The organism is Actinocrinis sp. (assembly GCF_035650855.1).
Classification (GTDB): domain Bacteria; phylum Actinomycetota; class Actinomycetes; order Streptomycetales; family Catenulisporaceae; genus Actinocrinis.
Map to the genome: position 1 here is coordinate 1 of NZ_DASRGV010000159.1, position 26885 is coordinate 26885.

A 26885-nucleotide genomic window follows, 5' to 3' on the forward strand; every position below is an offset into this window, starting at 1 on the left:
GCGGACCAGGAGTGGAAGACGTGGGCCCGGTCGCGCTCGAACACCGCCTTGCCCGCGTCTGGATCGGGCCCGGTGGGATTGGACACAGCGGAGTCGGGCGCGGGGAGGGAAGGCGCGGCGGGCGCGGTATCGGTCATGCCATCCAGCGTAGGAAACGCGGATCGGGCCGCTCCATCGCCACTCTGTACGACGGGGCGGCCCGATCCGGGCAGGTTGTCTAGCGCGCGGGCGCCACCGCGCGGCGAGGGAAGCTAGAGGAAGCTGCGCAGCTGGATCGTCGCGTCCCGCTCCGGGCCTACGCCGATCGCGGAGATCGGCGCTCCGGACATCTGCTCCAGCGTCCGCACGTAGCTCTGCGCGTTCGTCGGCAGGTCGGAGAAGTCCCTGGCCTTGGTGATGTCCTCATCCCAGCCGGGCAGGAACTCGTAGATCGGCTTGGCGTGGTGGAAGTCGGTCTGCGTCATCGGCAGCTCCTCGTACCGCACGCCGTCCACGTCATACGCCACGCACACCGGGATGCGCTCCCAGCCGGTGAGGATGTCCAGCTTGGTGAGGAAGAAGTCGGTCAGACCGTTCACCCGCGTCGCGTACCGCGCGATCACCGCGTCGAACCAGCCGCAGCGCCGGTCCCGGCCGGTCGTCACGCCGCGCTCGTGGCCCTTTGACCGCAGCGCTTCGCCATCCGCGTCGAACAGCTCGGTCGGGAACGGACCCGCGCCGACCCGCGTGGTGTACGCCTTGAGGATGCCGATCGAGCGGGTGATCTTAGTCGGCCCGATGCCTGAACCGGAGCACGCGCCGCCTGTGGTCGGGTTCGACGACGTAACGAACGGATACGTGCCGTGGTCAACGTCGAGCAGCGTGCCCTGAGATCCCTCCAAAAGCACCACCTTGCCCTCGTCCAGCGCCTCGTTCAGCAGCAACGACGTGTCCGCGACGTGCGGGCGCAGCCGTTCCGCGTACCCGAGGTACTCCTCGACGATGGCCTCGGCCGCGATCGCCCGCCGGTTGTACAGCTTCACCAGCATCTGGTTGCGGTCACGCAGCGCGGCGTCGACCTTCTTGGCCAGGATGCCGGGGTCGAACAGGTCCTGCACCCGGATGCCCATGCGCGAGATCTTGTCCGCGTACGTCGGCCCGATGCCGCGGCCGGTGGTGCCGATCCGGTTGCTGCCCAGGAACCGCTCGGAGACCTTGTCGATCGTGCGGTGGTACGGCGTGATCAGGTGCGCGTTCGCGGAGATGACCAGGTTGGAGGTGTCCACGCCCCGGGCGCTGAGGCCGTCGAGCTCCTGGAGCAGCACCGCCGGGTCGATCACCACCCCGTTGCCGATCACCGGGACGCAGCCGGGGGTCAGGATGCCGGAAGGCAGCAGGTGCAGGGCGTAGGACTGGTCGCCGATGACGACGGTGTGACCCGCGTTGTTGCCGCCCTGGTAGCGCACCACGTAGTCAACGGACCCGCCGAGCAGGTCGGTGGCCTTGCCCTTTCCTTCGTCGCCCCATTGGGCGCCGACGAGCACAAGCGCTGGCATTCCGGTTACACCTCTTCCGGACATAGTGAAAGCCCGGTGCAAGCGCGACCGGGCCTCTTGCAACAAGAGCTTACCTGAGCCGGACTTTCCCGGCTACCTCGAAGGACGCGGCCTGGAGCAGATCCGGGCCGCGTCCTTCGCGCCACCGGGTTACTTGATCTTGGTGCCCGCGGAGCGCAGGTCCTGGCACGCGGTCACCACGCGCTGGGCCATGCCCGCCTCGGCCGACTTGCCGTAGGCGCGCGGGTCGTAGGCCTTCTTGTTGCCGACCTCGCCGTCGATCTTCAGCACACCGTCGTAGTTCTTGAACACGTGGTCCACGATCGGCCGGGTGAACGCGTACTGGGTGTCGGTGTCCACGTTCATCTTCACCACGCCGTAGTCCAGCGCCTCGCGGATCTCCGAGAGCAGCGAGCCGGAGCCGCCGTGGAAGACCAGGTCGAAGGGCTTGTCCTTGTTGTACTTGGCGCCGACCGCGTCCTGGATCTCCTTGAGGATCGACGGGCGCAGCTTAACGTTGCCCGGCTTGTACACGCCGTGCACGTTGCCGAAGGTGGCGGCCAGCAGGTAGCGGCCGTTCTCGCCGATGCCCAGCGCCTCGGCGGTCTTCAGCACGTCCTCGGGGGTGGTGTACAGCTTCTCGTTGATCTCGTTGGCGACGCCGTCCTCCTCGCCGCCGACAACGCCGATCTCGATCTCCAGGATGGTGCGCGCCTTCGCGGTCTGCTCCAGCAGCTCCACCGCGATCCGCAGGTTCTCGTCAAGCGGCACCGCGGAGCCGTCCCACATGTGCGACTGGAACAGCGGCTCGAGGCCCTTGGCGACCCGCTCCTGCGAGATGGCGACCAGCGGCTTCATGAAGCCGTCCAGCTTGTCCTTCGGGCAGTGGTCGGTGTGCAGCGCGATGTTGATGTCGTACTTCTCCGCGACCACATGCGCGTACTCGGCCAGCGCCCTGGCGCCGATCACCATGTCCTTGACCGTGCTGCCGGAGAGGAACTCGGCGCCGCCGGTGGAGACCTGGACGATGCCGTCGCTCTCGGCCTCGGCGAAGCCGCGCAGCGCGGCGTTGAGCGTCTGCGACGAGGTCACGTTGATGGCGGGGTAGGCGAACCGGCCGGCCTTGGCCCGGTCGATCATCTCCGCGTAGACCTCAGGGCTTGCGATGGGCATGTGGACTCCTCGAAACGATCCTGTCTCTCACCGGCCAGTCTCGCAGACCCGCCCAAGGGAATGGAAAAGCGGCCGTGATGTGGGATGGCTCCCACGTCACGGTCGCTTTTCGGGGTCTTCGGCGCCAGGGTCGTAAGGCCCTGCGCGGGGCCGCGCGCGGCGGCGGATCAGCCGTTACTTGCGGTGGCGCGCTCCGGCCACGGGCAGCGGCGCCTGCTGCGCCTCCGGCGAGCGGCCGTAGTACAGCTCCTCCTGCTCCTGCTCGAAGCGCTGCAGATCGGTGAGCTCCCCGCGCTGCGCGGCCCGGCGCTCCTTGAGCATCTCAAGGCCCAGCGGGATGAGCGTGATCACCGCGACCACGGCCGCGATCGGCAGGATGGTGGTGTCGATGTTGCCCTTGACCTTCGCGCCGAGCTCGTGGCCGAGCACCAGCATCAGCTCCACCCAGAAGATGTTGCCGATGGTGCTCCACAGCAGGAACGCCCGCGAGGGCATCTCCAGCATCCCGGCCAGCGGGTTGACGAAGGTGCGCACGCCGACGATGAACCGGCTCACCAGCACGGCCTTCGCGCCGCCGTACTTGTTGAAGTAGAACTCGGCGCGCACCGCGTACTTGCGCTTGAAGAAGCGCGAGTCCGGCTTGTCGAAGAGCCTGCGGCCGAATCGCGCCCCGGTGTAGTGCCCGATCTGCGAGCCGACGATCGCGACGATCGGCGTTCCGACCAGCAGGGCCGCGTAGTTCAGGTGGGCGCCGACGAGCTTGTCTGCCGCGCTGGACGCGGCCACGCCGGCCACGAAGAGCAGCGAGTCGCCGGGCAGGAAGAACCCGATGATCAGTGCGCACTCGACGAAGATGATGGCGTAAACGCCGACCAGGCCGAACGAGCTGATCAGAGATGCCGGGTTGAGGATGCTGAGGGCGTGGAAGCTCACGGCGGAAGACTACCTGTTAAAAGTGAGCCGGCGCCTTACGTCGCGTGAGGATGGGACTGATTCGGGACATTCGCGCCGCTGGGCGGCCTTAGGCCCCGAGAGAATGCGGTAGCGCCTAAGGCCGCCTGATGCGCGGAAAGTTACAAGCCCAGATCGGTAAGGCTGAAAGCGGCGTAGTAAGGCAGACCGGCCTGGTCGATCGCCGGCTGTGCGCCGCGCTCGACGATCACCGCGACCGCGACCACCTCCGCACCCGCGGCACGTGCGGCCTCGACCGCGGTGAGCGGCGAACTACCCGTCGTGGAGGTGTCTTCGACGATAAGCACCCGCCGTCCCGCGATGTCCGGGCCCTCAATGCGCCGCTGCAGACCGTGCGCCTTCTCCGTCTTACGCACGACGAAGGCGTCGAGCTTGCGGCCGCCCACCAGCTCCGGGTGCGCGGCCGCCGCGTGCAGCATCGCCGAGGCGACCGGGTCGGCGCCGAGGGTCAGGCCGCCGACCGCGTCGAACTCGAGGTCGCGCACCAGGTCCAGCATGACGAGACCGACCAGCGGTGCCGCCGAGCCGTCGAGACCGACCCGGCGCAGGTCGATGTAGAAGTCCGCCTCCTGGCCCGAGCTGAGCGTGACCTTGCCGTGCACCACGGCCTTCGCCTTGATCTGCGCGAGCAGTTCGGCGCGGTGCTGGCTCGCCGGGGCGAAGGTGATCGGCATCGCGGATGGTCCTTCCGGTCGGGGCGTCCCACAAAGGATACGGATCAGCCGGAACGCGGATCAGTCCGCGGTACGCCCCGACCAGGAGGAGGGAGAGGAAAGAGAAGGGAGGGAATGCGGTAAGGCGGCCGGCTCACAGCAGCGAGCGGGTACCGCTTCCCGCGCCGACCATCGTCGGGCGCAGCTCCACACCGGGCCGCCGACGCAGCTGCTGCGTGCGCAGCGGCGACTGGTTCGGCAAGGGCAGACCGGAGGCATTCGAAGCGTTCGATTCGGCAGCCGCCATCTCACGTCGCGTCAGATCCTCGGCGACTGGCGTGCTCTGCTGCACCGCAGGGCTCTCGATACCGCGGCCCGCGTCCGTACCGCGCACGATGCGCGCGTAAAGGCGTTCGGCGAGCTCCTGGGTCTTGGCCATCGCGGCCAGCCCGTCCTCCAGCGCGGCTTCCGGCGCCGGAACGTCGATCGTCTCGACGACACACCGCGCCACCTCGTTGCACGAGGCTTCAGCGAGGACCTTCCCGAACTGGTGCGCGGCCTCGCGGTAGCTGAGCACGTCGCCGGGGGAGACGTCGCTCGGCAGGCAGGCGCGCATCCGGCCGATCGCGAGGTCGAGCGCGTCGCGCTGCTCGGGCTCGATGCGCTGCGCGGCCAGGTCGGCCATCAGCATGTGCAGCGCCGTGCGCACCTCGTCGAGCTCGGTGGCCAGCGTGGCTGAGGCGCCGTACTCCAGCAGCACCGAGAGCACCAGCGGATCCAGGATGTTCCAATCGGCCTTGGGCCGCACGGTGGTGCCGCGGCCGTGCCGGATCCGAAGGACCCGCTTCTCCTCCAGCGCCTTGAGTGCTTCGCGCAGGATGGTGCGGCTTACCGCGAACTCCTGCGCCAGCGCGGCCTCGGGCGGCAGGTCGCCGCCGGGCTGGAACTCGCCGTCCAGTATCCGCAGCAGGAGCCGTTCGATCACGGCGTTGGCCAGGCGGCTGGGCCGGACGACCCGGTGGACGTTCCACCCTTCGACGTACATACGCTTCGGCTCCTGACTTGCAGTGCGCGTCCGGTCGCGCACAGAACGTGATGCACACAGTAGGAGCAGCGTCGAGGTGATGCCGCCGATTCAGCCGACAACCACTCGATCCGATGACAAGACTCACTCTCCGGAGAAGACGCCCATACGGCGCCTCCGCAGCGCGAATAGCGCGGGCTGACGAGCGTGTGGGCTCAGCGGCGATAGTGGCGCCGCAGCGCCGCGAGCACGAAGGCCAGCGCGGCGAGCGTCGCCGTCGCGGCGCCGACGAGGAACGGGATCCAGGGCGGCAGGCTGCGGTCGCGCAGCCTGCTCCAGATGTCGTCGGGTTCCGGTTCGACCGACAAGGCCGCGTCCTCGGTCGCCAGAGCGGCTTGCTCGCCGACCGTTTCGGGCGGCTCCGGCTCCGAGGGTTCGTCGGGGTCCGGCGCCGCCTCGGACTCAGGCGTCACGAGGCGCAGCGGTGCCGGCGCTTCAGCGGCCTGCGCCTCATCGGCCGCGTCTTCGGCCGTCTCCTGCTGCGGGGGCTTGGACCAGCCGTTCGAAGGACTCGAATCCTGCGGCTCCGGCTCGGCGGGCTGGTCGGGCTGAGCCGGTGCGGAGCTGCCGTTGCCAGGCTTCTGCTGTCCTGCGGGAAGATCCCGCACCACAGCCAGCGGCGCGCGTTTCGAGCTGCGCCTGCGCGGAAGCTCGGTGTCGGGCTGCGGTTCCGTCGCTTGCGCTTCCGGAGGCGAATCGGGCAGTTCGCGCCGCTCGGAACGTTCCTGCGCGGCGGGTTTGGCCGCCGGCGAGGTCTCCGCGAGCGCGGTGAACCAGCGCTGTACGACTCGCTGGAACGCGCTGTCCAGCGCTTCGACGGAGAGGGGAGCGGACCCCGGCGAGATGTCCAGTTGCCCGCCGACGACCACGCGGGTGCCCGGACCGGACTGCCGCAACGCGATCTCCACGACACCTTCCACGGTGCCGCCGGCCCGGCCGAAAACCGCCTCGACTTCCAGCGAAATGCGCAGCGAGGCGGGGACCACCTCCACAATGCGCGCGACTCCGCGGAAGGTGACGGTCTGCTCGCGGGTGCGTACCCGCAACCGCCCGGCCACGCCTTGAGCACCGGAGGCGTCGATGGAGGCGTTCGGCAGCGCGCCGATCAGACGCTCGGCATCGGTGACAGCGGGCCAGAGCAGTCGTCGGTGGACCGGGACCGTGGCCTCGTACGGCATCGACACCCTCACTGCTTCCGGCAGCCGCAACGGCGACGGACCGCCGTGCTCGCAGGCCAGCGTACGCCGCCGCGTCGCCGTGAGCATCGCATGGGTCGCTATCACCTGTTTTGTCATCTTCACCGCGTCATCTTCACTGTGTGATCATCACCGCGTGATCGCCACCGACTGGTTGATCACAATGCGCGGTAGTCACTCCAGGCGCAGAAAGCTCAGCGTCGTCGCGATCTGGCAGTCCTGCGGATACGTATGCCAGGTCGTCCACCAGAGCCCTGCCTGCCACGGCCGCATCACGATCGCTGTCAGCGCGCCCGGCTGCCCTGGATACCGACCGACCAGTCCGTGGGCCGCGCATCGTTCGATTCCGGCGACTCGCACGCCGAATTCCGCTTCGGAGCAGGTCCGCACGTCCGACTCGATCGTGTAGCGCCAGCCGCCCAGCTCACATTCGGCCGTTCGGGGCAGCGGCACCGTGCGTTCCGGCAGGCAGGCCACCGTTTCCAGGCAGAGCGGCTCGACGCCTCCCGCCGGACCGCCGCCGCCCAGCCACACGGAGATCTGGTGCGAGGCGCCGAGCAGTCGCAGCTCCGCGCGGAACGGCGTGAGGTCGAGCCGCCGAACGGCCAGCGCGGGCTGCGGCTCCAGCTGCATCGACCAACCCAGCTCCTCGGCGCTGGTATCGCAATAAGCCGCGGTCAACTCGACGAACATCGATCGGCACCGTCCCAGGCCGTAGGCTTCTCCCGGTGGGGGCCGTGCTGCCAGAAAAGGCGTTCTGTCTGACAAACGGCTCGCCCTGGGTCAACGACTGGAGGACGCGTGAGTCATCACGCCACGCCTGAGGCAGATCACCCGAAAGACGTACCGGGTGCCCGGCGCCCGGTGCTGGCCTCGCGGCTGAGCGGGCTCGGCACCACGATCTTCGCCGAGATGTCCGCGCTCGCCGTGGCCACCGGATCGATCAACCTCGGCCAGGGTTTCCCCGACACCGACGGCCCGGCCGCGGTCGCCGAGGCCGCTGCCCGCGCGATCCTGGAAGGCCGGGGCAACCAGTACCCGCCCGGCCCCGGCATCCCGGAACTGCGCCGCGCGGTCGCCGACCACCAGGCCGACTGGTACGGCCTCGAATACGACCCCGACACCGAGGTGCTGATCACCGCCGGAGCCACCGAGGCAATCGCCGCGGCCCTGCTCGCCGTGGTCAACCCGGGCGACGAGGTGATCGCCTTCGAGCCCTACTACGACTCGTACGCCGCGTGTATCGCCATGGCCGGCGGGGTGCGCGTACCCGCCACGCTGCGCCCGCCGACGCAACAGCACCCGCGCTGGCACCCCGATCTCGACACGCTGGCCGCCTCGATCACCAGCCGAACCAGGGCGCTGCTGCTCAACACCCCGCACAACCCGACCGGCATGGTGCTCAACGAAGCGGAGCTGCGCCGGCTCGCGCAGCTCGCGACCCAGCACGACCTGATCGTCATCACCGACGAGGTCTACGAGCACCTGGTGTTCGAAGGCTCACATGTCCCGATGGCCACGCTGCCCGGCATGCGCGACCGCACCGTGACGATCTCCTCCTCCGGCAAGACCTTCTCGTTCACCGGCTGGAAGATCGGCTGGGTGACCGGCACGCCCGAACTGGTCGCCGCCGTGCGCACCACCAAGCAGTTCCTCACCTACGTCAGCGGCGGCCCGTTCCAGTACGCGATCGCCGAGGCGCTGCGCTTGCCGCGCGACTACTACGCCGAGATGAGCGAAAGCCTGCGGGCGCGGCGAGACCTGCTCGCCACCGGCCTCGCAGACCTCGGATTCGGCGTATCCGCGACGGAGGGCACGTACTTCATCACCACGGACATCCGGCCGCTCGGCGAGCAGGACGGACTGGCGTTCTGCCGCGCGCTGCCCGAGCGCTGCGGCGTGGTGGCGATTCCGAACGCGGTCTTCTACGACGACAAGCAGGCGGGCTTGCCCTTCGTGCGTTTCACCTTCTGCAAGCAGCCGCAGGTGCTCAGCGCGGCGCTGGATCGCCTGGCGGCGCTGGCGAAACCGGAGTGACGGGCTGACCGGCTGACCGTGTGTCAGGGAATGCGTACGTCGTGGGACAGCGCGGCGAGTTCCCGGTCGGCGTCGGTGAGGTCGGCCTCGTTCACCGGGGAGACCAGCGTCCAGTGCTTCCCGACCGGGCAGCGCTGCCAGCGGACCATGCCGAGCCGTACCGCCTTCAACGACGCCCCCGGGATCCAGATCGTCGTGTAGAGGTGGCCGGCCCGGCACCGCACGATGGTCTCGCGCCCCAGCTTGTAGCCCATCAGCCGGGCGGCGAAGGTTCCCGCCGCCAGCAGCGCCACGACCAGGCCCAGCTCGCCGGCGCTGGGCGTCTTGCGGCCCTTTTCCGCTTTCCCGTTCTTGACTCGGATTCTGGACATACCAGCACTATCCTCTCGCGCGAGAAGCCGCGCGAGAGGACTTCGGTCCCTGTCTGGGTCAGACCGTCTCGATCGACAGCCCGTCTTCCGTGTCCGCCACGTCGACGCGCACGGTGGACCCGTCGCGCACCCGGCCGGCCAGGATCGCCTTCGCCAACTGGTCTCCGATCGCCGACTGCACCAGCCGGCGCAGCGGACGCGCGCCGTAAGCCGGGTCGTAGCCGGTGAGCACCAGCCAGTCCCGGGCCGCGGCGGTCACGTCCAGCGTCAGCCGCCGGTCGGCCAGCCTCCGCTGCAGCCGGGCGACCTGCTGCTCGACGATGAGCCCGAGCTCCTCGGTGCCGAGCGCGTCGAAGAGCACGATGTCGTCGAGCCGGTTCAGGAACTCCGGCTTGAAGGTCGCGCGCACCAGGTTCATCACCAGGGCGCGCTTCTTGTCCTCCTCCAGCGCCGGGTCCACCAGGAACTGCGAGCCCAGGTTCGAGGTCAGGATGAGGATGGTGTTGCGGAAGTCCACGGTGCGGCCCTGGCCGTCGGTGAGCCGGCCGTCGTCGAGCACCTGAAGCAGGATGTCGAAGACCTCGGGGTGCGCCTTTTCCACCTCGTCGAGCAGCACGACCGTGTACGGCCGGCGCCGCACCGCCTCGGTCAGCTGCCCGCCTTCCTCGTAGCCCACGTATCCGGGAGGGGCACCGACCAGCCGCGCGACCGAGTGCTTCTCGCCGTACTCGGACATGTCGATGCGGACCATCGCGTGCTCGTCGTCGAAGAGGAAGTCTGCGAGCGACTTCGCCAGCTCGGTCTTGCCGACGCCGGTCGGGCCGAGGAAGAGGAACGAGCCAGTGGGTCGGTCCGGATCGGAGATACCGGCGCGGGCCCGGCGTACCGCATCCGACACCGCGCGTACCGCATCGAGCTGTCCGATCAGCCGCTTGCCCAACTCCTGCTCCATGCGCAGCAGTTTCGCGGTCTCGCCCTCAAGCAGCCGACCGGCCGGAATGCCGGTCCAGGCGGCCACTACCTCGGCCACGTCGTCCGGACCGACCTCTTCCTTGACCATGGTCTCACGGGTGTTCGCGGCCTGCGAGGCCTCGGCCAGCTCGCGCTCCGCGGCCGGGATGTCGGCGTACATCAGCCGGGACGCGGCCTCAAAGTCGCCGTCGCGCTGGGCCCGGTCCGCCTGGCCGCGCAGGTCGTCGAGGCGCTTCTTGAGCTCACCGACCCGGTTGAGGCCGGACTTCTCCTGCTCCCAGCGCGCGTTGAGCGCGTTGAGCTGCTCCTGGCGGTCCGCCAGCTCGCGGCGGATGCGCGCCAGGCGCTCCTGCGAGGCGGGATCCGACTCCTTGGCGAGCGCCAGCTCCTCCATGCGCAGCCGGTCCACCGCGCGCTGCAGTTCGTCGATCTCGACCGGCCGCGAGTCGATCTCCATGCGCAGCCTGGACGCCGCCTCGTCGATCAGGTCGATCGCCTTGTCCGGCAGGAACCGCGCGGTGATGTACCGCTCCGACAAGGTCGCGGCCGCCACCAGTGCGGCGTCGGAGATCTGCACCTGGTGGTGCGCCTCGTACCGGCCCTTGAGCCCGCGCAGGATCGCCACGGTGTCCTCGGCCGACGGCTCGCCGACCAGCACCTGCTGGAAGCGCCGCTCCAGCGCCGGGTCCTTCTCGATGTGCTCGCGGTATTCGTCCAGCGTCGTCGCGCCGACCATCCGCAGCTCGCCGCGCGCCAGCATCGGCTTGAGCATGTTGCCCGCGTCCATCGCCGACTCGCCGGTCGCGCCGGCGCCGACCACGGTGTGCAGCTCGTCAATGAACGTGATTACCTGGCCGCCGGACTCGCGGATCTCGCCGAGTACCGCCTTCAGCCGCTCCTCGAACTCGCCGCGGTACTTCGCGCCGGCCACCATCGCGCCCAGGTCCAGCGAGACCAGCCGCTTCCCGCGCAGCGATTCGGGCACGTCCCCGGCCACGATCCGCTGCGCCAGACCCTCGACCACCGCGGTCTTCCCGACGCCGGGCTCACCGATCAGCACCGGGTTGTTCTTGGTGCGCCGGGAGAGCACCTGCACCACGCGCCGGATCTCGGTGTCGCGGCCGATCACCGGGTCGAGCTTGCCTTCGCGCGCGGCCGCGGTCAGATCGAGGCTGTACTTCTCCAGCGCCTGGAACGTCGCCTCCGGATCGGGGGAGGTGACCCGAGCGCTGCCGCGCACCTTGGTGAACGCGTCGCGCAGCGCCTGCTGCGTCGCGCCCGAAGCCTTGAGGATGTCGGCGGTCTTGTCCTGCCCGGCCGCGAGGCCGACGAGGATGTGCTCGGTGGAGACGTACTCGTCATCGAGCCGGCGCGCCTCATCAGCGGCCTGGTTCATCGCGGTGATCGTGGTGCGCGCGAGCTCGGGCGCCGCGACGGTCGAACCGGCGGCCTTGGGCAGCTGGTTGACGAGGCGCTGCGCCCGCGCGGTCAGGTCGGCCCGGTCCACGCCGACGGCCTCCAGCAGCGGCCTGGCCGTGCCGTCCTGCTGCGCGAGCAGGGCGAGGAGAAGGTGCACGGTCTCCACTTGCGGATTGCCCGCCGCGGCTGCCGACCGCACGGCGACGGACAACGCCTCCTGCGACCGAGTGGTCAGCTTGTAGGGCTCCATCAGGTGCTCCTCGTCCCGTTCTCTTGTGCTTCCAAACCGACGGAACTCAGGGCGTGCTATTCACTTGGCCACTCAGTGCCGTCTCGACCGCGTGACGCGGTTGGTGCTGCTGCTTTTCAGTGCTGCTGCGGCTTCCAGACCACCAGCGCGGTGGACGTGCCGAACGCCGGGAGCGCGGGAAGCAGGTCCGGGCGGTACAGCGGGTTCGCCGCGGCCTGCGCCTGCGCACTGGCCTGGTACTCGGGCTGCTGCACCGGAACGGCCAGCGGGATCGTGGTCGCCCGGGCCATCGCCAGGCTCTCCTCAAGCTCGGCCACCCGCGCGCTGAGCAGCTCGACCTGGTCCTGAAGCTCGCGGATCCGCTTGATCCCGGCCAGGTTCACGCCCTCGTCCTGCGAGAGGCGCTGCACCTCGCGCAGCCGCTCGATGTCGCGCGCCGAGTAGCGGCGGCCGCGGCCGGGCGCCCGATCCGGGCTGACCAGGCCGAGCCGGTCGTACTGCCGCAGGGTCTGCGGGTGCAGGCCGGAGAGCTCCGCGGCGACGGAGATCACGTACATCGCCGCCTCCCCTGCCGCGTTACGCCCGCCCAGATTCCCGTTCTCCGCCGACATTTCAGGCCTCTCCCTTCGCCGCGTCGAGCAGTTCGGCTCGCACGTCGTGGTCCGCGGTCGCTTCGCGGTACTTCTCCAGGGCCGCGTTCGCGGCCTCGCTCAGCTTCGTCGGCACGGCGACCTCGAAGGTGACCAGCAGGTCGCCGCGGCTGCCGTCCTTGCGCGGGGCGCCCTTGCCGCGCACCCGCAGCGTCCGGCCGTTCGCGCTGCCGGCCGGAAGCTTCACGGTGACCGGCAGTCCGCCGAGCACCGGCACCTTGATGTCCGCGCCGAGCACCGCCTCCGGGTACGTCACCGGCACGGTCACGGTCAGGTTGTCGCCGTCCCGCCCGAAAACCTTGTGCGGCTTCACATGCACCACCACGTACAGGTCTCCCGCCGGTCCGCCGCGCTCGCCCGGAGCGCCCTTGCCCTTAAGCCTGATCCGCATCCCGTCCCGCACGCCCGAGGGGATGCGCGCCTGAAGTGTGCGCGTCGAGGCGGCGCGTCCCGAGCCGTGGCAGACCGGGCACGGGTCGTCCACCACCAGGCCGCGGCCCTTGCAGTCCCGGCAGGGCTCGGAGAAGGCGAAGCCGCCCTGGTTGCGGCTCACCTGGCCGGTTCCAGCGCAGGTCGGGCACACCCGAGGCGTCGTGCCGGCCTTCGCGCCGGTGCCGGAGCAGGCCCGGCACGGGTGCTCGCTGGTCATCCGCAGCGGGATGGTCACGCCGTCAATCGACTGCATGAACGTGATCGTGGCCTCGGTCTCCACGTCCGCGCCGCGCCGGCCCGGAGTGGTCTGCGTTGTGGTCGTGCGGCCGCGGTTGAAGATCCCGCCGAGTATGTCGCCGAGCCCGCCGCCCGCGGTCCCGCCGGTGTTGCCGAGCAGGTCGCCGAGGTCGAACGGGAAGCCGTTGCCCGCCCCGGCGCCGCGGAACCCGCCCCCGAACAGCGACCTGGCCTCGTCGTATTCCTTGCGCCGCTTGTCGTCGGACAGGACGTCGTAGGCCTCTGAGATCTCCTTGAACTTCTCCTCGGCGGCGGCGTCCCCCTTGTTGGCGTCCGGGTGATACTGCCGGGCCAGCTTCCGGTAGGCCTTCTTGATGTCGGCCGCGGGAGCGTCCTTGGGGACGCCGAGCACCTTGTAGTAGTCCTTCTCGAGGTAGTCCTTGGTGCTCATCTCGGGTTCGCCTCTGCTCCTTGCGGTGCTCGAAGATCGCTGAACTGCGGTGCGGCGCACACCGCCGCGGGCCGGCTACTCGTCGGGCTCTCCGGGCTGGGCCACGGTGACCCGGGCGACCCGCAGGATCCTGTCACCGAGGCGGTACCCGGGCTGCAGGATCTCCACGCAGGTGTCCTCCTCGACGTCCGGGGAGACCGTGTGCATCAGCGCCTCGTGCACGTTCGGGTCGAACAGCTCGCCGGCCGTGCCGAACTGCTCGAGGCCCAGCTTGGCCAGCTGGTTCTCCAGCGATTCGGCCACCTGCCGGAAGCCGCCCTCGAGCTCGCCGTGGTCGCGGGCCCGGCCGATGTCGTCGAGCACCGGAAGCAGGCCGGTCAGCACCTTGCCGAGGGCCATCTCGGCCATCGCGATCCGGTCCCGCTCGACCCGGCGCCGGTAGTTGACGTACTCGGCCTGCAGCCGCTGCAGGTCCGCGGTCCGCTCGCCGAGCTCGGCCTGCGCGCTCTGCAGTTCGTTGGTGCGCTCGGCCAGCTTGGCGATCAGCTCGGCCACCGCGAGGTTCGCGGCCGGGTCGCCGTGCTCGCCGCCGATGGCCTCGTTCACCCGCCCGGCGAACTCCTCGCCCTGGGCCTCGGGGGCGGCCTCGAAGCCCTCGTCTTCGCCGTACTGCCGGGCTTCCTCTGCGGCGTCCCGGCCGGGGCGGTAGAGGTCGTCGCTCACTTCTTCTCTTCTCCTGGAGTGGATCGATCGGGGGCCGGGCGCGGGCCCGGGTCGAGTGTCGAGGCCTCGCCTCGAACCCAGCCCGCGGCCCGCTGCCGTCGAACTGTCGAACGCCCTCCGGCGCCGCCACGTGCCACGCGGCGTCCCGGGTTCAATCAGCCCGGCGCCGTCAGCCGTTCTTGCCCTCGTCGACGATCTCGGCGTCGACCACGTCGTCCGACTCCTGCTGCTGCTGCGCGCCGCCGTCCTCGGGGGCGCCGCCGGCGGCCGAGGCCTGCGAGGCCTGCGCCTGCTCGTAGAGCGCGGTGCCCAGCTTCTGGCTGGTGGTGGCCAGCTTCTCCGCGGCGTTCTTGATCGCCTCGACGTCGGTGCCGCCGAGCGCGCTCTTGGTGTCCGCGATGGCCGCCTCGACCTCGCCCTTGACGTCGGCCGGCACCTTGTCGGCGTTGTCCCGCATGAACTTCTCGGTCTGGTAGACCAGACCCTCGGCCTGGTTGCGCGTCTCCGCCTCCTCGCGGCGGCGGTGGTCCTCGGCCGCGTACTGCTCGGCCTCGCGCATCATCCGGTCGATGTCCTCCTTGGGCAGCGCCGAGCCGCCGGTGATGACCATCGACTGCTCCTTGCCGGTGCCCAGGTCCTTCGCCGAGACGTTCACGATGCCGTTGGCGTCGATGTCGAAGGTGACCTCGATCTGCGGCAGGCCGCGCGGGGCCGGCGGCAGGCCGGTCAGCTCGAACATGCCCAGGCGCTTGTTGTAGGCCGCGATCTCGCGCTCGCCCTGGTAGACCTGGATCTGCACGGAGGGCTGGTTGTCCTCGGCGGTGGTGAAGATCTCCGAGCGCTTGGTCGGGATCGTGGTGTTGCGCTCGATCAGCTTGGTCATGATGCCGCCCTTGGTCTCGATGCCCAGGGACAGCGGGGTGACGTCGAGCAGCAGGACGTCCTTGACCTCGCCCTTCAGGACGCCGGCCTGCAGCGAGGCGCCGATCGCGACGACCTCGTCCGGGTTGACGCCCTTGTTCGGCTCCTTGCCGCCGGTCAGCTCGCGCACCAGCTCGGCCACGGCCGGCATCCGGGTCGAGCCGCCGACCAGCACCACGTGGTCGATGTCGCGCACCGAGATGCCCGCGTCCTTGATCACGTTGTGGAACGGGGCCTTGCAGCGCTCCAGCAGGTCCGCGGTCAGCTGCTGGAACTGGGCGCGGGTGAGGCGCTCGTCCAGGTGCAGCGGGCCCTCGGCGGAGGCGGTGATGTAGGGCAGGTTGACCGTGGTCTCGGTGGAGGAGGACAGCTCGATCTTGGCCTTCTCGCCCGCCTCGCGCAGGCGCTGCATGGCCATCTTGTCCTTGGACAGGTCCACCCCGTGCGCGTTCTTGAACTGGTTGACCAGGTAGTTGACCACCGCCTGGTCCCAGTCGTCGCCGCCGAGGTGGTTGTCGCCGTTGGTGGCCTTCACCTCGATCGTGGAGAAGCCGTCCTCGTCCTTGCCGACTTCGAGCAGCGAGACGTCGAAGGTGCCGCCGCCCAGGTCGAAGACCAGGATCATCTGGTCGCCCTCGCCCTTGTCCAGCCCGTAGGCCAGCGCCGCGGAGGTGGGCTCGTTGATGATGCGCAGCACGTTGAAGCCGGCGATCTCGCCCGCTTCCTTGGTGGCCTGGCGCTCGGCGTCGGAGAAGTAGGCCGGGACGGTGATGACCGCGTCGGTCACCTTCTCGCCCAGGTAGGCCTCCGCGTCGCGCTTGAGCTTCTGCAGGATGAACGCGCTGATCTGCTGTGCGGTGAAGGACTTGTCGTCGATCTGGATCTTCCAGTCGGTGCCCATGTGCCGCTTGACGGAGCGGATGGTGCGGTCGACGTTGGTCACCGCCTGCCGCTTGGCCACCTCGCCGACCAGCACCTCGGCGTTGCGGGCGAACGCGACCACCGACGGGGTGGTCCGGGCGCCCTCGGCGTTGGTGATGACGGTGGGCTCGCCACCTTCGAGGACGGAGACGACCGAGTTGGTCGTTCCAAGGTCGATGCCGACCGGACGTGCCATCGTGGCTTCCTTAGGGTTAGCTCGTCGCTGCTTCTGCCTGGGCCGGGCCCAGCAGGCGCGCGGGGTAACCGCGGCGACCCGCTTGAGTCCAGTCGACTCAACGATAAGGGTTGAGGCTACTGGACTCAACTTCGTCGCGCTATTGCCTTATTCCGGCTTTGAAGGTGCTGGTCACGAGGGGTACACCGGGTCGGTAAGCGAGGTGCAGATACGACGGCGCGTCGAGAACGGCGAAGTCGGCGCGGGCTCCGACGGCGAGGTAGCCGACATCCGTGCGGCAGAGTGCGCGGGCGCCCCCGAGCGTGGCCGCGAGCAACGCTTCGGCCGGTGACATGCGCATTTCGCGGACCGCGAGGGCGATGCAGAACGGCATCGAGGACGTGTAGCAGGAGCCCGGGTTGCAGTCGGTCGCGATCGCCACGGACGCGCCCGAGTCGATCAGGCGCCGTGCGTCGGGGTAAGGCGAGCGGGTTGAGAACTCGACGCCGGGTAGCAGCGTCGCGACGGTGGACGATCCCGCGAGAGCGTCGATGTCCGCGTCCGTGAGGTAGGTGCAGTGATCGGCGGATGCTGCGCCGTACTCGACTGCGAGCTGGACGCCTGGTCCGTGCCCGAGTTGGTTAGCGTGCAGCCGGACGGCGAGCCCGTGCCCCTTCGCCGCGTCGAGGATCAGGCGCGTCTCGGTCTCGTCGAATGCACCGCGCTCGCAGAAGACGTCCACGTAGTCGGCGTAAGGCGCGCATGCTTCGAGCATCGGGCCGCGCACAAGGTCCACATACTCATCGCGCCGTTCGGCGAACTCCGCCGGCACGACATGAGCACCGAGGAACGTCGCCGCATCGCACTCTTCACGCGCGATACGGATGGCCCGTGCCTCGTCCTCAACGCTGAGTCCGTACCCCGTCTTGCACTCGACCGTAGTCGTGCCTTGCCGCGCCATCTCGGCGACAAGCCTGCGCACGTTACCGCGCAACAGCTCGTCATCCGTGGCGCGCGTAGCGGCCACGGTTGTCCGGATTCCTCCAGCGCTATAAGGCCTCCCGGTCATTCGCGCCTCGAATTCGGCGGCGCGGTCGCCCGCGAAGACCAGATGCGCGTGACTGTCAACGAACCCTGGGATAACCGCTCGGCCGCCGATATCCAAGCGCGCGTCGGCGTCCGGAGCCTGCTGCGCTGGTCCAACCCAGGCGATCCGGCCGTCTTCCACGATGAACGCCGCGTTACGCGTCACCGAAACCGAGCCGTCCCGCGCCCCTTCATTCAGGGAACTGTTTTCCACAGGCTGTGGATTGCCTGTGGCTAACTCCAGGATCCCTGTGACAAGGGTCGAATCAGACACGAGCGTTTCTCCGGTACAGAGCGCTGATAGCCGCGCCCAGCCGGCGCGCGGGCTCCTCCACGAGCCTGTGGATACCGTCGTGCACGACCACCCGCCCGCCGACCACGACATGCCGGACGTCGGCCGCGGTCGCCGCGTAGATCACCGATTCGGCCGCCACGTCGAGCGTCGTGCCGGTCAACCGGATCGAGTCCAGCCCGACCGTGGTGAAGTCGGCAAGCTCGCCCGCGTGCAGCCGCCCCGCGCCGCGCCAGCCCAGGGATTCCTGCCCGGCCGCGGTCGCCGCGTCGATCAGATCGGTGCTCGGCCAGTGCCCGCGCCGCTCGGAGCGCATCCGCTCGTCGAGCTCCATCGCGCGGGCCTCTTCGAAGAGGTCGATGACGGCCTGGCTGTCCGAGCCGAGCGCGATCGGCGAGCCGGCCTCGAACAGGGTGCGCGCCGCGCCGACGCCGTCAGCGAGATCCCGCTCCGTGGTCGGACACATGCAGACGCAGGTCTCTGAGTCGCCGAGTACTTCTATGTCGGCCTGCGAGAGGTGCGTCGCGTGCACTGCTGTCGTGTTCGGACCGAGCGCGCCGGAGGATTCGAGCAGCTGCGCAGGGGTCAGCCGGTAACGGGCAAGGCACGCGTCGTTCTCCGCGCGCTGTTCGGAGAGGTGTACGTGCAGCGGCGCATCGTGCTTGGCTGCTGCCGCCGCGACCGTACCGAGCTGTTCCTTCGGTACCGCGCGCACCGAGTGGATTGCCGCACCGATGATGACGTCTGGTTCATTCGCGTACGCGCTGCGCAAGCTCTCCACGCGCGCGGCCCACTTCTCCGCGTCGCCGTCGGAGAAACGCTTCTGGGTGTTGTTGAGCGCCGTCCTGTTCACGGTCGCGTGCAGGCCGCCGGTCAGATAGCACGTGTCCAGCAACGTGATCCGGATGCCGGCCGTGCGCGCGGCCTGGATCAGGGCGTGGCCCATGGCGTTCGGATCGGCGTACTGCGCGCCGCCGTGGTCGTGATGCGCGTAGTGGAACTCTCCGACCGACGTGATCCCGGCCAGCGCCATCTCCGTGAACACGCCGACTGCGAGCTCGAAGTACGTGTCCGGATTCAGCCCGGCGACCGCTTCGTACATCTGCTCGCGCCAGGTCCAGAACGTGCCCTCTCCTATCTGTGTGCGACCGCGCAGCGCGCGATGGAACGCATGCGAGTGCGCGTTCGCCAGCCCTGGGAGCGTCAACCCTGGAAGATGTACCGCATCGGCCGGCGCCTGAAGGCCGGGCGTGACAGCCGTGATGCGGTCGCCCTCGGTCTCGATGAGCACGTCCGTTTCCACCATCCCCGCCACATAGGCGGCCTCGGCGTGCCATCGCTGCTTCTCAGCGCCTTGCGGTTTTCTGTCGCGTGTTCGCGTCTCGGTCATCCCGTCGTCACCGCCTCAAGCCCCTGATCCCCGGTTCGTCCCAGGTCGCACTCCGGCGAGCTGCGCGACGACCTCGGCCAGCGCGGCGACGCCGGTGAGGCAGTCCGCTGTCTCGGCGTGCTCGGCGGGGGTGTGGGAAAGCCCGCTGGGGTTGCGTACGAAGAGCATCGCGGTCGGCAGCTCGGCGGCCAGGATTCCCGCGTCGTGCCCGGCGCCCGTGGGCAGCTGCGGTACCGGGCCGAAGACGCCCGTCAGCGTCTTGCGGATCTTGTCGCGCAATCCGTGGTCGAACTCGACGATAGCCGTGCGTGACTCGTTGACAACCTCCACCGCGGTACCGTCGCGTTCGGCGCGTTCCCGCGCGGCGGCGACGATCTGCTCCACGACCGCGTCCAGAGCCGCCTCATCTGGGGCGCGGCTGTCGAGCCAGGCGCGGACCCGCGACGGGATCGCGTTGGTGCCGTTGGGCTCAACACTTACTTTGCCGAAAGTTGCCAGCGTGCCGCCGAGCCTGGCCTTCTTGCGGGCGGAGAGGACGGTGTTCGCGTAGGTCAGCATGGGGTCGCGGCGATCGTCGAGCGCGGTCGTGCCGGCGTGGTTGGCCTCACCGGTGAAGTCGAAGCGCCACCGGCCGTGCGGCCAGATCGACGAGGCGACGCCGACCGGGGCGTCCTGGTCGATCAGCCAGCGGCCCTGCTCGATGTGCAGCTCGACGAACTCTGAGATGTTGGCCAGTCGTTCGTCGTCGCGGCCCAGCGCGTCGGGATCCTGGCCCGCCGCCGCCATCGCGTCCGCCAGCCGCACGCCGCCGCCATCGCGCAGTGAGCGGGCCTTCTCCGCGTCCAGTTGCCCGGTCAGCAAACGGGAACCGGCGCAGGCGATCCCGAAGCGTGCCCCCTCCTCGTCGGTGAAGTTGGCGATCACGATCGGCCGCTCGGGCCGCCAGCCGCGCGCCCGCAACAGGTCGACTGCGGCCAGGGAGCTGATGACGCCGAGGGGACCGTCGAACGCGCCGCCGTCTGGTACCGAGTCCAGGTGTGAACCGATCGCCAGCGCGTTACCGCACCGCCGCTCGGCGCCCACTTCTGTGGTTGACTCACCGCTGTCCGGCAGCCACCAGGCCCACTGATTGCCGTTGCGGTCGACCTCGACCGTCAGGCCCCGATCAGCCGCCTGCGACGCGAACCAGTCGCGGCACGCGAGGTCCGCGCTCGTCCAGGCGAAGCGCCGATAGCCCCCGGTGGTCCGGTCGCGGCCGAGGTCCGCCAGCGAAGACCAGAGTTCTGCGAAGCCGGTCGCCTCCGCGACCTCGTTCACGCGCCGTCCCCGGCGGTGTCCCTGTCGCCGGTGTCCTTGTCGGAGGTGCCCTCGCCCTTGTCGGCGCCTTCTCGCATCGGAATGCGAACGGAGCGCTCCTCGGCGACCTCGACCGCGCGGTCGTATCCGGCGTCCACGTGCCGGATCACGCCCATGCCCGGATCGTTGGTCAGCACCCGCTCCAGCTTGGCGGCGGCCAGCGGCGATCCGTCGGCCACGGAGACCTGGCCGGCGTGGATCGATCGGCCCATGCCGACCCCGCCGCCGTGGTGGATCGACACCCAGGAAGCGCCCGAGGCCACGTTGACCATCGCGTTGAGCAGCGGCCAGTCCGCGATCGCGTCCGAGCCGTCCAGCATCGCCTCGGTCTCCCGATACGGCGAGGCCACCGAGCCGCAGTCCAGGTGGTCGCGGCCGATCACGATCGGCGCCTGGATCGCGCCGGAGGCGACCAGTTCGTTGAACCGCAGCCCGGCCTGGTGCCGCTCGCCGTAGCCGAGCCAGCAGATCCGCGCGGGCAGGCCCTGGTAGTGCACCCGCTCGCCGGCCATCCGGATCCAGCGGGCCAGCGAATCGTTCTCCGGGAACAGATCCAGCACGGCGCGGTCGGTCACCGCGATGTCGGCCGGATCGCCGGAGAGCGCCGCCCAGCGGAACGGGCCTTTGCCCTCGCAGAACAGCGGCCTGATGTACTTCGGCACGAAGCCGGCGAAGTCGAAGGCGCGCTGGTATCCGGCCAGCTTCGCCTCGCCGCGGATCGAGTTGCCGTAGTCGAACACCTCGGCCCCGGCGTCCTGGAAGCCGACCATCGCCTCGACGTGCTTGGCCATGGACTCGCGCGCCCGCTGCACGAACTCCTCGGGCTTGTCGAGCGCGAATGACTTCATATCGTCGAAGTCGATGCCCAGCGGCAGGTACGCGAGCGGGTCATGCGCTGAGGTCTGGTCGGTGACGATGTCGATCGGTGCGTTACGCGCCAGCAGCTCCGGTACGAGGTCCGCCGCGTTACCCAACACACCGATGGACAGCGGTCGGCGTGCGTCACGGGCCTCGACCGCCAGCTGGAGCGCGTGATCGAGCGAGTCTGCCTTAACGTCCAGGTACCGGTGCTCGATCCGGCGGGTGATGGCGCGCGGGTCGCAGTCGATGCAGATCGCGACGCCGTCGTTCATGGTCACGGCCAGCGGCTGCGCGCCGCCCATCCCGCCGAGCCCGGCCGTGAGTGTGATGGTTCCGGCCAGCGAACCGCCGAACCGGCTCGCCGCCACCGCCGCGAAGGTCTCGTAGGTGCCCTGCAGGATGCCCTGCGTACCGATGTAGATCCAGGAGCCCGCAGTCATCTGGCCGTACATGATCAGGCCGAGCGCGTCGAGGCGGCGGAACTCGTCCCAGTTCGCCCAGTCGCCGACCAGGTTGGAGTTGGCCAGCAGGACCCGCGGCGCCCACTCGTGCGTGCGCATGACGCCGACCGGCTTTCCGGACTGCACGAGCATCGTCTCGTCTTCGCGCAGCGTCGTGAGGGTACGCAGCAGTGCGTCAAACGAAGCCCAGTTGCGCGCCGCTTTGCCGGTACCGCCGTAGACGACCAGTTCCTCGGGATGCTCGGCTACCTCGGGGTCGAGGTTGTTCTGGAGCATCCGGTAGGCGGCCTCCTGCGGCCAGCCGAGCGTGTTCAGGCTGGTGCCGCGGGGGGCGCGTACCGTACGCGGACCGGTCATGCGCGAGCTCCCTCTCTTGCGGGGATACGGATCAGGTCGGGGTAGAGGAGCTGGCCGGGGCGTCGCTAGGCGTCACGCAGTACTCGTGCCCGCCGCCGCGGCCGGTGAACCCCGAGGTATGTTATGCAATCATTCATAGCTGCGGTCAACCGCATGACTTCATTCAATATTGTTCGTTGTCACAGCTACAGTCGCAGCCGCTGTCACAGTCGTTGTGGCAGCGTTCGTCGTCACAGTCGCAGGAGCAGCCCATGACCACGACGGTCCACCTCGGCCCGGGGGCCATCGGCCACACCGACCTGTCCTTCGCCGAGATCGAGGCGGTCGCCCGGCGCGGTGCGCGGGTGGAGTTGTCCCCAGCCGCTCTGGCCGCCCTCGGCCAAGGCCGCTCCACCGTGGACAAGCTCGCCGCCGCGCCCACCCCCGCCTATGGGATCTCCACCGGCTTCGGCGCGCTGGCCACCCGGCACATCGACCCCGAGTCGCGTGCCGCGTTGCAGCGCTCGCTGATCCGCTCGCACGCGGCCGGCATGGGCGCTCTCGTCGAGCCCGAGGTCGTGCGCGCGCTCATGCTGCTGCGCCTCAAGACGCTCGTGAGCGGGCACACCGGCGTACGTCCGGTTGTCGCCGAGACCATGGCCGCATTGCTGAACAGCGGCATCACGCCGGCGGTCCGCGAGTACGGCTCCCTTGGCTGCTCGGGCGACCTTTCCCCCCTCGCGCACGTCGCGCTCGTCCTGATGGGCGAGGGCGAGGTCATCGACGAGGACGGCAAGCCGGTGCATGCCGCCCCGGTGCTCTCGGAGCACGACATCACGCCGCTGGTGCTGGAGCCGAAGGAAGGCCTGGCGCTGATCAACGGCACCGACGGCATGCTCGGCATGCTCGTCCTCGCGCTGCGCGATTTCGACCGGCTGCTCAAGCTCGCCGACGTAACCGCCGCGATGAGTGTGGAAGCGCAGCTCGGCACCGACCGGGTCTTCCTCCCCGAACTGCACGCCATCCGTCCGCATCCCGGCCAGGCCGCATCCGCCGCGAATCTCCTGGCTCTGCTTAAGGACTCAGGCGTCGTCGCCTCCCACCGCGGCCCTGACTGTAACCGCGTGCAGGATGCTTACTCACTGCGCTGTGCGCCTCAGGTAGCCGGCGCTGCCCGTGACACGCTCACGCACGCGACCCTCGTCGCCGAACGCGAACTCGCCTCGATCATCGACAACCCGGTCGTGCTCCTCGGTGAGGACAGGGTGGAGTCCAACGGGAACTTCCACGGCGCTCCGGTGGCCTTCGTCCTGGACTTCCTCGCCATCGCCGCCGCCGAGGTCGGCTCGATCGCCGAGCGGCGTACGGACCGGATGCTCGACGTCGCCCGCTCGCACGGCCTGCCCCCGTTCCTGGCCGACGACCCCGGCGTGGACTCCGGTCTGATGATCGCTCAGTACACCCAGGCCGCCCTGGTCTCCGAGAACAAGCGCCTCGCCAACCCGGCCAGCGTCGACTCGATCCCGTCCTCCGCGATGCAGGAGGACCACGTGTCGATGGGCTGGTCCGCGGCCCGCAAGCTGCGTACCGCGCTGGACAACCTCGCCCGCATCCTCACCATCGAGCTGGTTACCGCAGCTCGCGCACTGGACATGCGCGCGCCGCTCAAGCCGGCGCCGGGTACCGCAGCCGCGATTGCCGTACTCAGGCAGCGTGGTGTCAGTGGTCCGGGACCGGATCGATACCTCTCCATCGAGCTGAGGGCAGCCGAGGATGCGGTATGTGACGGCTCAGTGCTCGCAGCAGTCGAAGAAGCTGTCGGTGCTCTGCGATAGAACGCAGGGAGAAAACACAGCATCGGAGAAAACACAGCATCGGATAAAACACAGGGCCTGCACGACGACGACTGACCTATCCTGGTCGGCCGATCCATAGTTCAGCGCAACATACGTGTGAGGGCGCCAGGACCGGTACCCATCACAAGGACGGCCGCGAACGGAGGTGACTGACGTGGCGGCGGTGATGCCCGACCCGACAGGGTTCCTCGACCCGGCTGTCGGCGCGGCCGGCAGCTCCACCGAGCAGGTGCTCGGCCTGCTCGACGGTCGCCGCCTTTCCCCCGCGCAGCGCCGGATCGGCCAGTTCCTCATCGACCACCTGGCCGAGGTCGTGTTCATGTCGAGCGTGGACCTGGCCGAGCGGGTCGGGGTGAGCCAACCCTCGGTCACCCGCTTCGCCACCGCGCTCGGCTTCTCCGGCTACCCGGCGCTGCGCGACGCGCTCAAGGGCATCGTGCTCGGCTCGGTCGGCGAGTCCCCGGAGGAGGTGCGCCGCAACGAGTTCCAGGCCGCGATCGCCGCCGAGCAGACCAACCTCGAAGCCTTGCAGCGCCTCGCCGCGGCCCCCGACCGGCTGATCGAGACCGGCCGGCTGCTGGCCGGCTCGAACCCGCTGGTCGTGCTGGGCCTGCGCCTCTCCCTCTCGGTCGCGCACTACTTCGGGTACAGCGCGCAGCGGATCCACCCGGACGTCCGGCTGATCTCCGCCGCGGGCACGGCGGCCGACGACGCGCTGCTGCAGGCCCGCCAGGCGGGCGCCACCTGGATGGTCGCCTTCCTGCTGCCCCGCTACGCGCAGGAAGCACTCACCGCGATCGACCACGCCCGAGAGCTCGGGCTCAAGGTAGTCCTGGTCACGGACAATCCGCTGGTCCCGTTCGCCGGCTCGGCGGACGTGCTGCTGCCGGCCGGCGTCGGCTCCCGGCTGGTCTTCGACTCGCACGCCGCACCGATGGTGCTCGCGTCGTTGCTGGTCCAGGCGATCGCCGACGCGGCGCCCGAGCGCACCCAGGGCCGCCTCGAAGCGCACGAATCACTCAGCGAGGCGCGCGGCTTCTACCGCTGAAGCGTGACCAAGGGCACGCTGAGCCGGGTTCACGCCATAAGTTACCGGCGAGTAGAGTTGTTTTCGATCTCCGAGCGACGCCTGGCGCGCTCAGGACTGCGTTCACGGACCACCCGGCACCGATACAGGAGCTCGGCTCACCATGCACATCGCCGCGATCATCATCTCCCTCGGCATAGCCGCGGTCGGCCTCGCGCTGTTCGCACGCGTGCTCACCCGGATGTACCGGCTGATCACGGCCGGGCAGCCGGCCCCAGGCCGCGCCGGCGATCCGGTCGCCCGCACCAAGAACCTGGTGCGCGAGTTCCTGGGCCACACCCGGCTGGCCCGGCGCGGCAAGCGCTGGATCGGCGCGGCGCACTGGGCCGTCATGGTCTCCTTCGGCCTGCTGTTCTTCACCTTGATCACCGCGTTCGGCCAGCTCTTCGACCCGCGCTTCCAGCTCCCGCTGATCGGCCGGTGGTGGCCGTACGAGTTCGCCACCGAGCTCTTCAGCTTCCTCGGCCTGGTCGGCATCCTGGCGCTGATGATCGTCCGGCTGGCCATCCGGCCGAGCCGCAAGTCCGACGAGCGCAAGTCGCGCTTCTACGGCTCGGTGATGTGGCAGGCGTACTACGTCGAGTACACGATCCTCGGCGTGCTGCTGTGCATCTTCGCGCTGCGCGGCGTGGAGAACGTGCTGGAGGACGGCGGCCGGTTCTCGATCCACTTCTTCTTCTCCTACCCGGTCTCCCGGCTGTTCGCCGGGGCGTCGGCCGGCACGCTGGAGAACCTGGTCTACCTGTTCGCCATGCTCAAGATCGTGATCTCCTTCGCCTGGATGATCACGATCTCGCTCAACGCGAACATGGGCGTGGCCTGGCACCGCTTCCTGGCCTTCCTCAACATCTGGTTCAAGAAGAAGGCGGACGGCGGCACCGCGCTGGGCGCGCTGAACCCGATGCTGTCCAACGGAGCGCCGATCGACTTCGAGGACCCGAAGGAGGACGACGTCTTCGGCGTGGGCAAGGTCGAGGACTTCACGTGGAAGGGCCTGCTGGACTTCTCCACGTGTACCGAGTGCGGTCGCTGCCAGGACCAGTGCCCGGCGTGGAATACGGGCAAGCCGCTCTCCCCGAAGCTGGTCGTCCTCTCGCTGCGCGATCACGCACACGCCAAGGCGCCCTATCTGCTTGCCGGTGGCGGTATGGACGCCGAGGGCAACGAGAAGGCGAGCGCCGATCAGCTAGCTGCGGTACCCGCCTCCGCTCTCGCAGAGCTGGAGCGCCCTTTCATCGGCTCGCCCGAGGACAACGCGGTCATCGCTGCTGAGGCGTTGTGGTCCTGCACGACTTGCGGTGCGTGCGTCGAACAGTGCCCTGTCGACATCGAGCACGTGGACCACATCGTCGACATGCGTCGCTACCAGGTGATGATCGAGTCCTCGTTCCCGTCCGAGGCGGGCACGATGCTCAAGAACCTGGAGAACAAGGGCAATCCGTGGGGCATGCCCGCGAAGAAGCGCCTGGACTGGATCTCCGAGGTGGACTTCGAGGTCCCGGTCCTCGGCGAGACCATCGAGGACCTCGCCGAGACCGAGTACCTGTACTGGGTCGGCTGCGCGGGCGCGCTGGAGGACCGCGCCAAGAAGACCACCAAGGCGTTCGCCGAACTGCTGCACATCGCCGGCGTGAAGTTCGCCGTCCTGGGCAGCGGCGAGAGCTGCACCGGCGACCCGGCCCGCCGCCTCGGCAACGAGTTCCTGTTCCAGATGCTCGCCCAGCAGAACGTCGAAGTGCTCAACGAGGCCTTCGGTGACGCTCCGGTGAAGAAGATCGTGGCCACCTGCCCGCACTGCTTCAACTCGCTCGCCAACGAGTACCCGCAGCTCGGCGGCAAGTTCGAGGTCATCCACCACACCCAGCTGCTCGACCACCTGGTCAGCGAGGGCCGGCTGACCCCGGTGACGCCGGTCGACCAGAACATCACCTACCACGACCCCTGCTACCTCGGCCGGCACAACAAGGTCTACACCCCGCCGCGCGAGA

At 69.3% G+C, this 26885-nt stretch carries 21 protein-coding genes; 4 read left to right on the forward strand and 17 right to left on the reverse strand.

Going from position 1 to position 26885, the window contains the following annotated elements:
* Window positions 1-251: 251 nt before the first annotated feature.
* The 7 genes from VFB40_RS12040 to VFB40_RS12070 form a co-directional block, all read right to left on the reverse strand.
* Window positions 252-1535, reverse strand: coding sequence for an adenylosuccinate synthase (locus VFB40_RS12040; protein WP_324849974.1), 1284 nt, complete (start codon window positions 1533-1535; stop codon window positions 252-254).
* A 150-nt stretch (window positions 1536-1685) separates the two neighbouring features.
* Complete coding sequence (gene fbaA / locus VFB40_RS12045; protein WP_324849976.1) at window positions 1686-2708, reverse strand: class II fructose-bisphosphate aldolase; 1023 nt, start codon at window positions 2706-2708, stop codon at window positions 1686-1688.
* A 174-nt stretch (window positions 2709-2882) separates the two neighbouring features.
* On the reverse strand, window positions 2883-3641 hold the full coding sequence (locus VFB40_RS12050) for a DedA family protein (protein WP_324849978.1): 759 nt from the start codon (window positions 3639-3641) through the stop codon (window positions 2883-2885).
* A gap of 140 nt (window positions 3642-3781) precedes the next feature.
* Window positions 3782-4354, reverse strand: coding sequence for an orotate phosphoribosyltransferase (gene pyrE, locus VFB40_RS12055; RefSeq protein WP_324849980.1), 573 nt, complete (start codon window positions 4352-4354; stop codon window positions 3782-3784).
* A gap of 133 nt (window positions 4355-4487) precedes the next feature.
* Complete coding sequence (locus tag VFB40_RS12060; protein WP_324849982.1) at window positions 4488-5378, reverse strand: FadR/GntR family transcriptional regulator; 891 nt, start codon at window positions 5376-5378, stop codon at window positions 4488-4490.
* A 194-nt stretch (window positions 5379-5572) separates the two neighbouring features.
* On the reverse strand, window positions 5573-6712 hold the full coding sequence (locus VFB40_RS12065; protein ID WP_324849984.1) for an SRPBCC family protein: 1140 nt from the start codon (window positions 6710-6712) through the stop codon (window positions 5573-5575).
* A 75-nt stretch (window positions 6713-6787) separates the two neighbouring features.
* Window positions 6788-7306 carry a DUF2617 family protein gene (locus VFB40_RS12070; RefSeq protein WP_324849986.1) on the reverse strand — a complete coding sequence of 173 codons (519 nt, stop codon included), beginning with the start codon at window positions 7304-7306 and terminating at the stop codon, window positions 6788-6790.
* A gap of 108 nt (window positions 7307-7414) precedes the next feature.
* Here VFB40_RS12070 and VFB40_RS12075 point away from each other — a divergent pair, with 108 nt between their 5' ends.
* Window positions 7415-8650: a pyridoxal phosphate-dependent aminotransferase gene (locus tag VFB40_RS12075; RefSeq protein ID WP_324849988.1), complete on the forward strand. Its 1236-nt coding sequence runs from the start codon at window positions 7415-7417 to the stop codon at window positions 8648-8650.
* Between the two features lie 23 nt (window positions 8651-8673).
* Here VFB40_RS12075 and VFB40_RS12080 read toward each other — a convergent pair whose 3' ends face one another.
* The 10 genes from VFB40_RS12080 to hutU form a co-directional block, all read right to left on the reverse strand.
* Window positions 8674-9021, reverse strand: coding sequence for a hypothetical protein (locus tag VFB40_RS12080; protein WP_324849990.1), 348 nt, complete (start codon window positions 9019-9021; stop codon window positions 8674-8676).
* A 58-nt stretch (window positions 9022-9079) separates the two neighbouring features.
* Window positions 9080-11662 carry an ATP-dependent chaperone ClpB gene (clpB, locus tag VFB40_RS12085; protein WP_324849992.1) on the reverse strand — a complete coding sequence of 861 codons (2583 nt, stop codon included), beginning with the start codon at window positions 11660-11662 and terminating at the stop codon, window positions 9080-9082.
* Between the two features lie 116 nt (window positions 11663-11778).
* Window positions 11779-12273 (reverse strand): heat shock protein transcriptional repressor HspR, encoded by a 495-nt coding sequence (locus VFB40_RS12090; RefSeq protein WP_324849994.1) that lies wholly within the window; start codon window positions 12271-12273, stop codon window positions 11779-11781.
* Between the two features lies 1 nt (window position 12274).
* Complete coding sequence (gene dnaJ, locus VFB40_RS12095) at window positions 12275-13432, reverse strand: molecular chaperone DnaJ (RefSeq protein ID WP_324849996.1); 1158 nt, start codon at window positions 13430-13432, stop codon at window positions 12275-12277.
* A gap of 75 nt (window positions 13433-13507) precedes the next feature.
* On the reverse strand, window positions 13508-14155 hold the full coding sequence (locus VFB40_RS12100; RefSeq protein ID WP_324849998.1) for a nucleotide exchange factor GrpE: 648 nt from the start codon (window positions 14153-14155) through the stop codon (window positions 13508-13510).
* Between the two features lie 169 nt (window positions 14156-14324).
* Window positions 14325-16193 (reverse strand): molecular chaperone DnaK, encoded by a 1869-nt coding sequence (gene dnaK / locus VFB40_RS12105; RefSeq protein WP_324850000.1) that lies wholly within the window; start codon window positions 16191-16193, stop codon window positions 14325-14327.
* A 139-nt stretch (window positions 16194-16332) separates the two neighbouring features.
* Window positions 16333-17532, reverse strand: coding sequence for an imidazolonepropionase (hutI, locus tag VFB40_RS12110; RefSeq protein WP_324850002.1), 1200 nt, complete (start codon window positions 17530-17532; stop codon window positions 16333-16335).
* Window positions 17525-18940, reverse strand: a complete 1416-nt coding sequence (locus tag VFB40_RS12115) for a formimidoylglutamate deiminase (RefSeq protein ID WP_324850004.1) — start codon at window positions 18938-18940, stop codon at window positions 17525-17527. Before VFB40_RS12115 ends, hutI begins: the two co-directional genes overlap by 8 nt.
* 15 nt (window positions 18941-18955) lie before the next feature.
* On the reverse strand, window positions 18956-20257 hold the full coding sequence (locus VFB40_RS12120; RefSeq protein WP_324850006.1) for an allantoate amidohydrolase: 1302 nt from the start codon (window positions 20255-20257) through the stop codon (window positions 18956-18958).
* Window positions 20254-21975: a urocanate hydratase gene (gene hutU / locus VFB40_RS12125; RefSeq protein WP_324850008.1), complete on the reverse strand. Its 1722-nt coding sequence runs from the start codon at window positions 21973-21975 to the stop codon at window positions 20254-20256. The genes VFB40_RS12120 and hutU overlap by 4 nt, the downstream gene beginning before the upstream one ends.
* Window positions 21976-22226: 251 nt before the next feature.
* On the opposite strand from hutU, the gene hutH reads away from it, so the two are divergent.
* The 3 genes from hutH to VFB40_RS12140 form a co-directional block, all read left to right on the forward strand.
* The gene (gene hutH, locus VFB40_RS12130; RefSeq protein ID WP_324850010.1) at window positions 22227-23789 is read left to right on the forward strand and encodes a histidine ammonia-lyase; all 1563 of its coding nucleotides are present in this window, start codon (window positions 22227-22229) and stop codon (window positions 23787-23789) included.
* A gap of 187 nt (window positions 23790-23976) precedes the next feature.
* On the forward strand, window positions 23977-24858 hold the full coding sequence (locus VFB40_RS12135; RefSeq protein WP_349261446.1) for a MurR/RpiR family transcriptional regulator: 882 nt from the start codon (window positions 23977-23979) through the stop codon (window positions 24856-24858).
* Between the two features lie 142 nt (window positions 24859-25000).
* Window positions 25001-26885 (forward strand): (Fe-S)-binding protein (locus tag VFB40_RS12140; RefSeq protein WP_324850014.1); only part of this gene is annotated, 1885 nt, incomplete at its 3' end.

What these genes read in the sequence shown, in the direction of transcription:
- VFB40_RS12040 (WP_324849974.1), bottom strand. Translation starts at nt 1,535, where the DNA reads ATGCCAGCGCTTGTGCTCGTCGGCGCCCAATGGGGCGACGAAGGAAAG.
- fbaA (WP_324849976.1), bottom strand. Translation starts at nt 2,708, where the DNA reads ATGCCCATCGCAAGCCCTGAGGTCTACGCGGAGATGATCGACCGGGCC.
- pyrE (WP_324849980.1), bottom strand. Translation starts at nt 4,354, where the DNA reads ATGCCGATCACCTTCGCCCCGGCGAGCCAGCACCGCGCCGAACTGCTC.
- VFB40_RS12060 (WP_324849982.1), bottom strand. Translation starts at nt 5,378, where the DNA reads ATGTACGTCGAAGGGTGGAACGTCCACCGGGTCGTCCGGCCCAGCCGC.
- VFB40_RS12065 (WP_324849984.1), bottom strand. Translation starts at nt 6,712, where the DNA reads ATGACAAAACAGGTGATAGCGACCCATGCGATGCTCACGGCGACGCGG.
- VFB40_RS12070 (WP_324849986.1), bottom strand. Translation starts at nt 7,306, where the DNA reads ATGTTCGTCGAGTTGACCGCGGCTTATTGCGATACCAGCGCCGAGGAG.
- VFB40_RS12080 (WP_324849990.1), bottom strand. Translation starts at nt 9,021, where the DNA reads ATGTCCAGAATCCGAGTCAAGAACGGGAAAGCGGAAAAGGGCCGCAAG.
- clpB (WP_324849992.1), bottom strand. Translation starts at nt 11,662, where the DNA reads ATGGAGCCCTACAAGCTGACCACTCGGTCGCAGGAGGCGTTGTCCGTC.
- VFB40_RS12090 (WP_324849994.1), bottom strand. Translation starts at nt 12,273, where the DNA reads ATGTCGGCGGAGAACGGGAATCTGGGCGGGCGTAACGCGGCAGGGGAG.
- dnaJ (WP_324849996.1), bottom strand. Translation starts at nt 13,432, where the DNA reads ATGAGCACCAAGGACTACCTCGAGAAGGACTACTACAAGGTGCTCGGC.
- dnaK (WP_324850000.1), bottom strand. Translation starts at nt 16,193, where the DNA reads ATGGCACGTCCGGTCGGCATCGACCTTGGAACGACCAACTCGGTCGTC.
- VFB40_RS12115 (WP_324850004.1), bottom strand. Translation starts at nt 18,940, where the DNA reads ATGACCGAGACGCGAACACGCGACAGAAAACCGCAAGGCGCTGAGAAG.
- hutU (WP_324850008.1), bottom strand. Translation starts at nt 21,975, where the DNA reads ATGACCGGTCCGCGTACGGTACGCGCCCCCCGCGGCACCAGCCTGAAC.
- hutH (WP_324850010.1), top strand. Translation starts at nt 22,227, where the DNA reads ATGACCACGACGGTCCACCTCGGCCCGGGGGCCATCGGCCACACCGAC.
- VFB40_RS12135 (WP_349261446.1), top strand. Translation starts at nt 23,977, where the DNA reads ATGCCCGACCCGACAGGGTTCCTCGACCCGGCTGTCGGCGCGGCCGGC.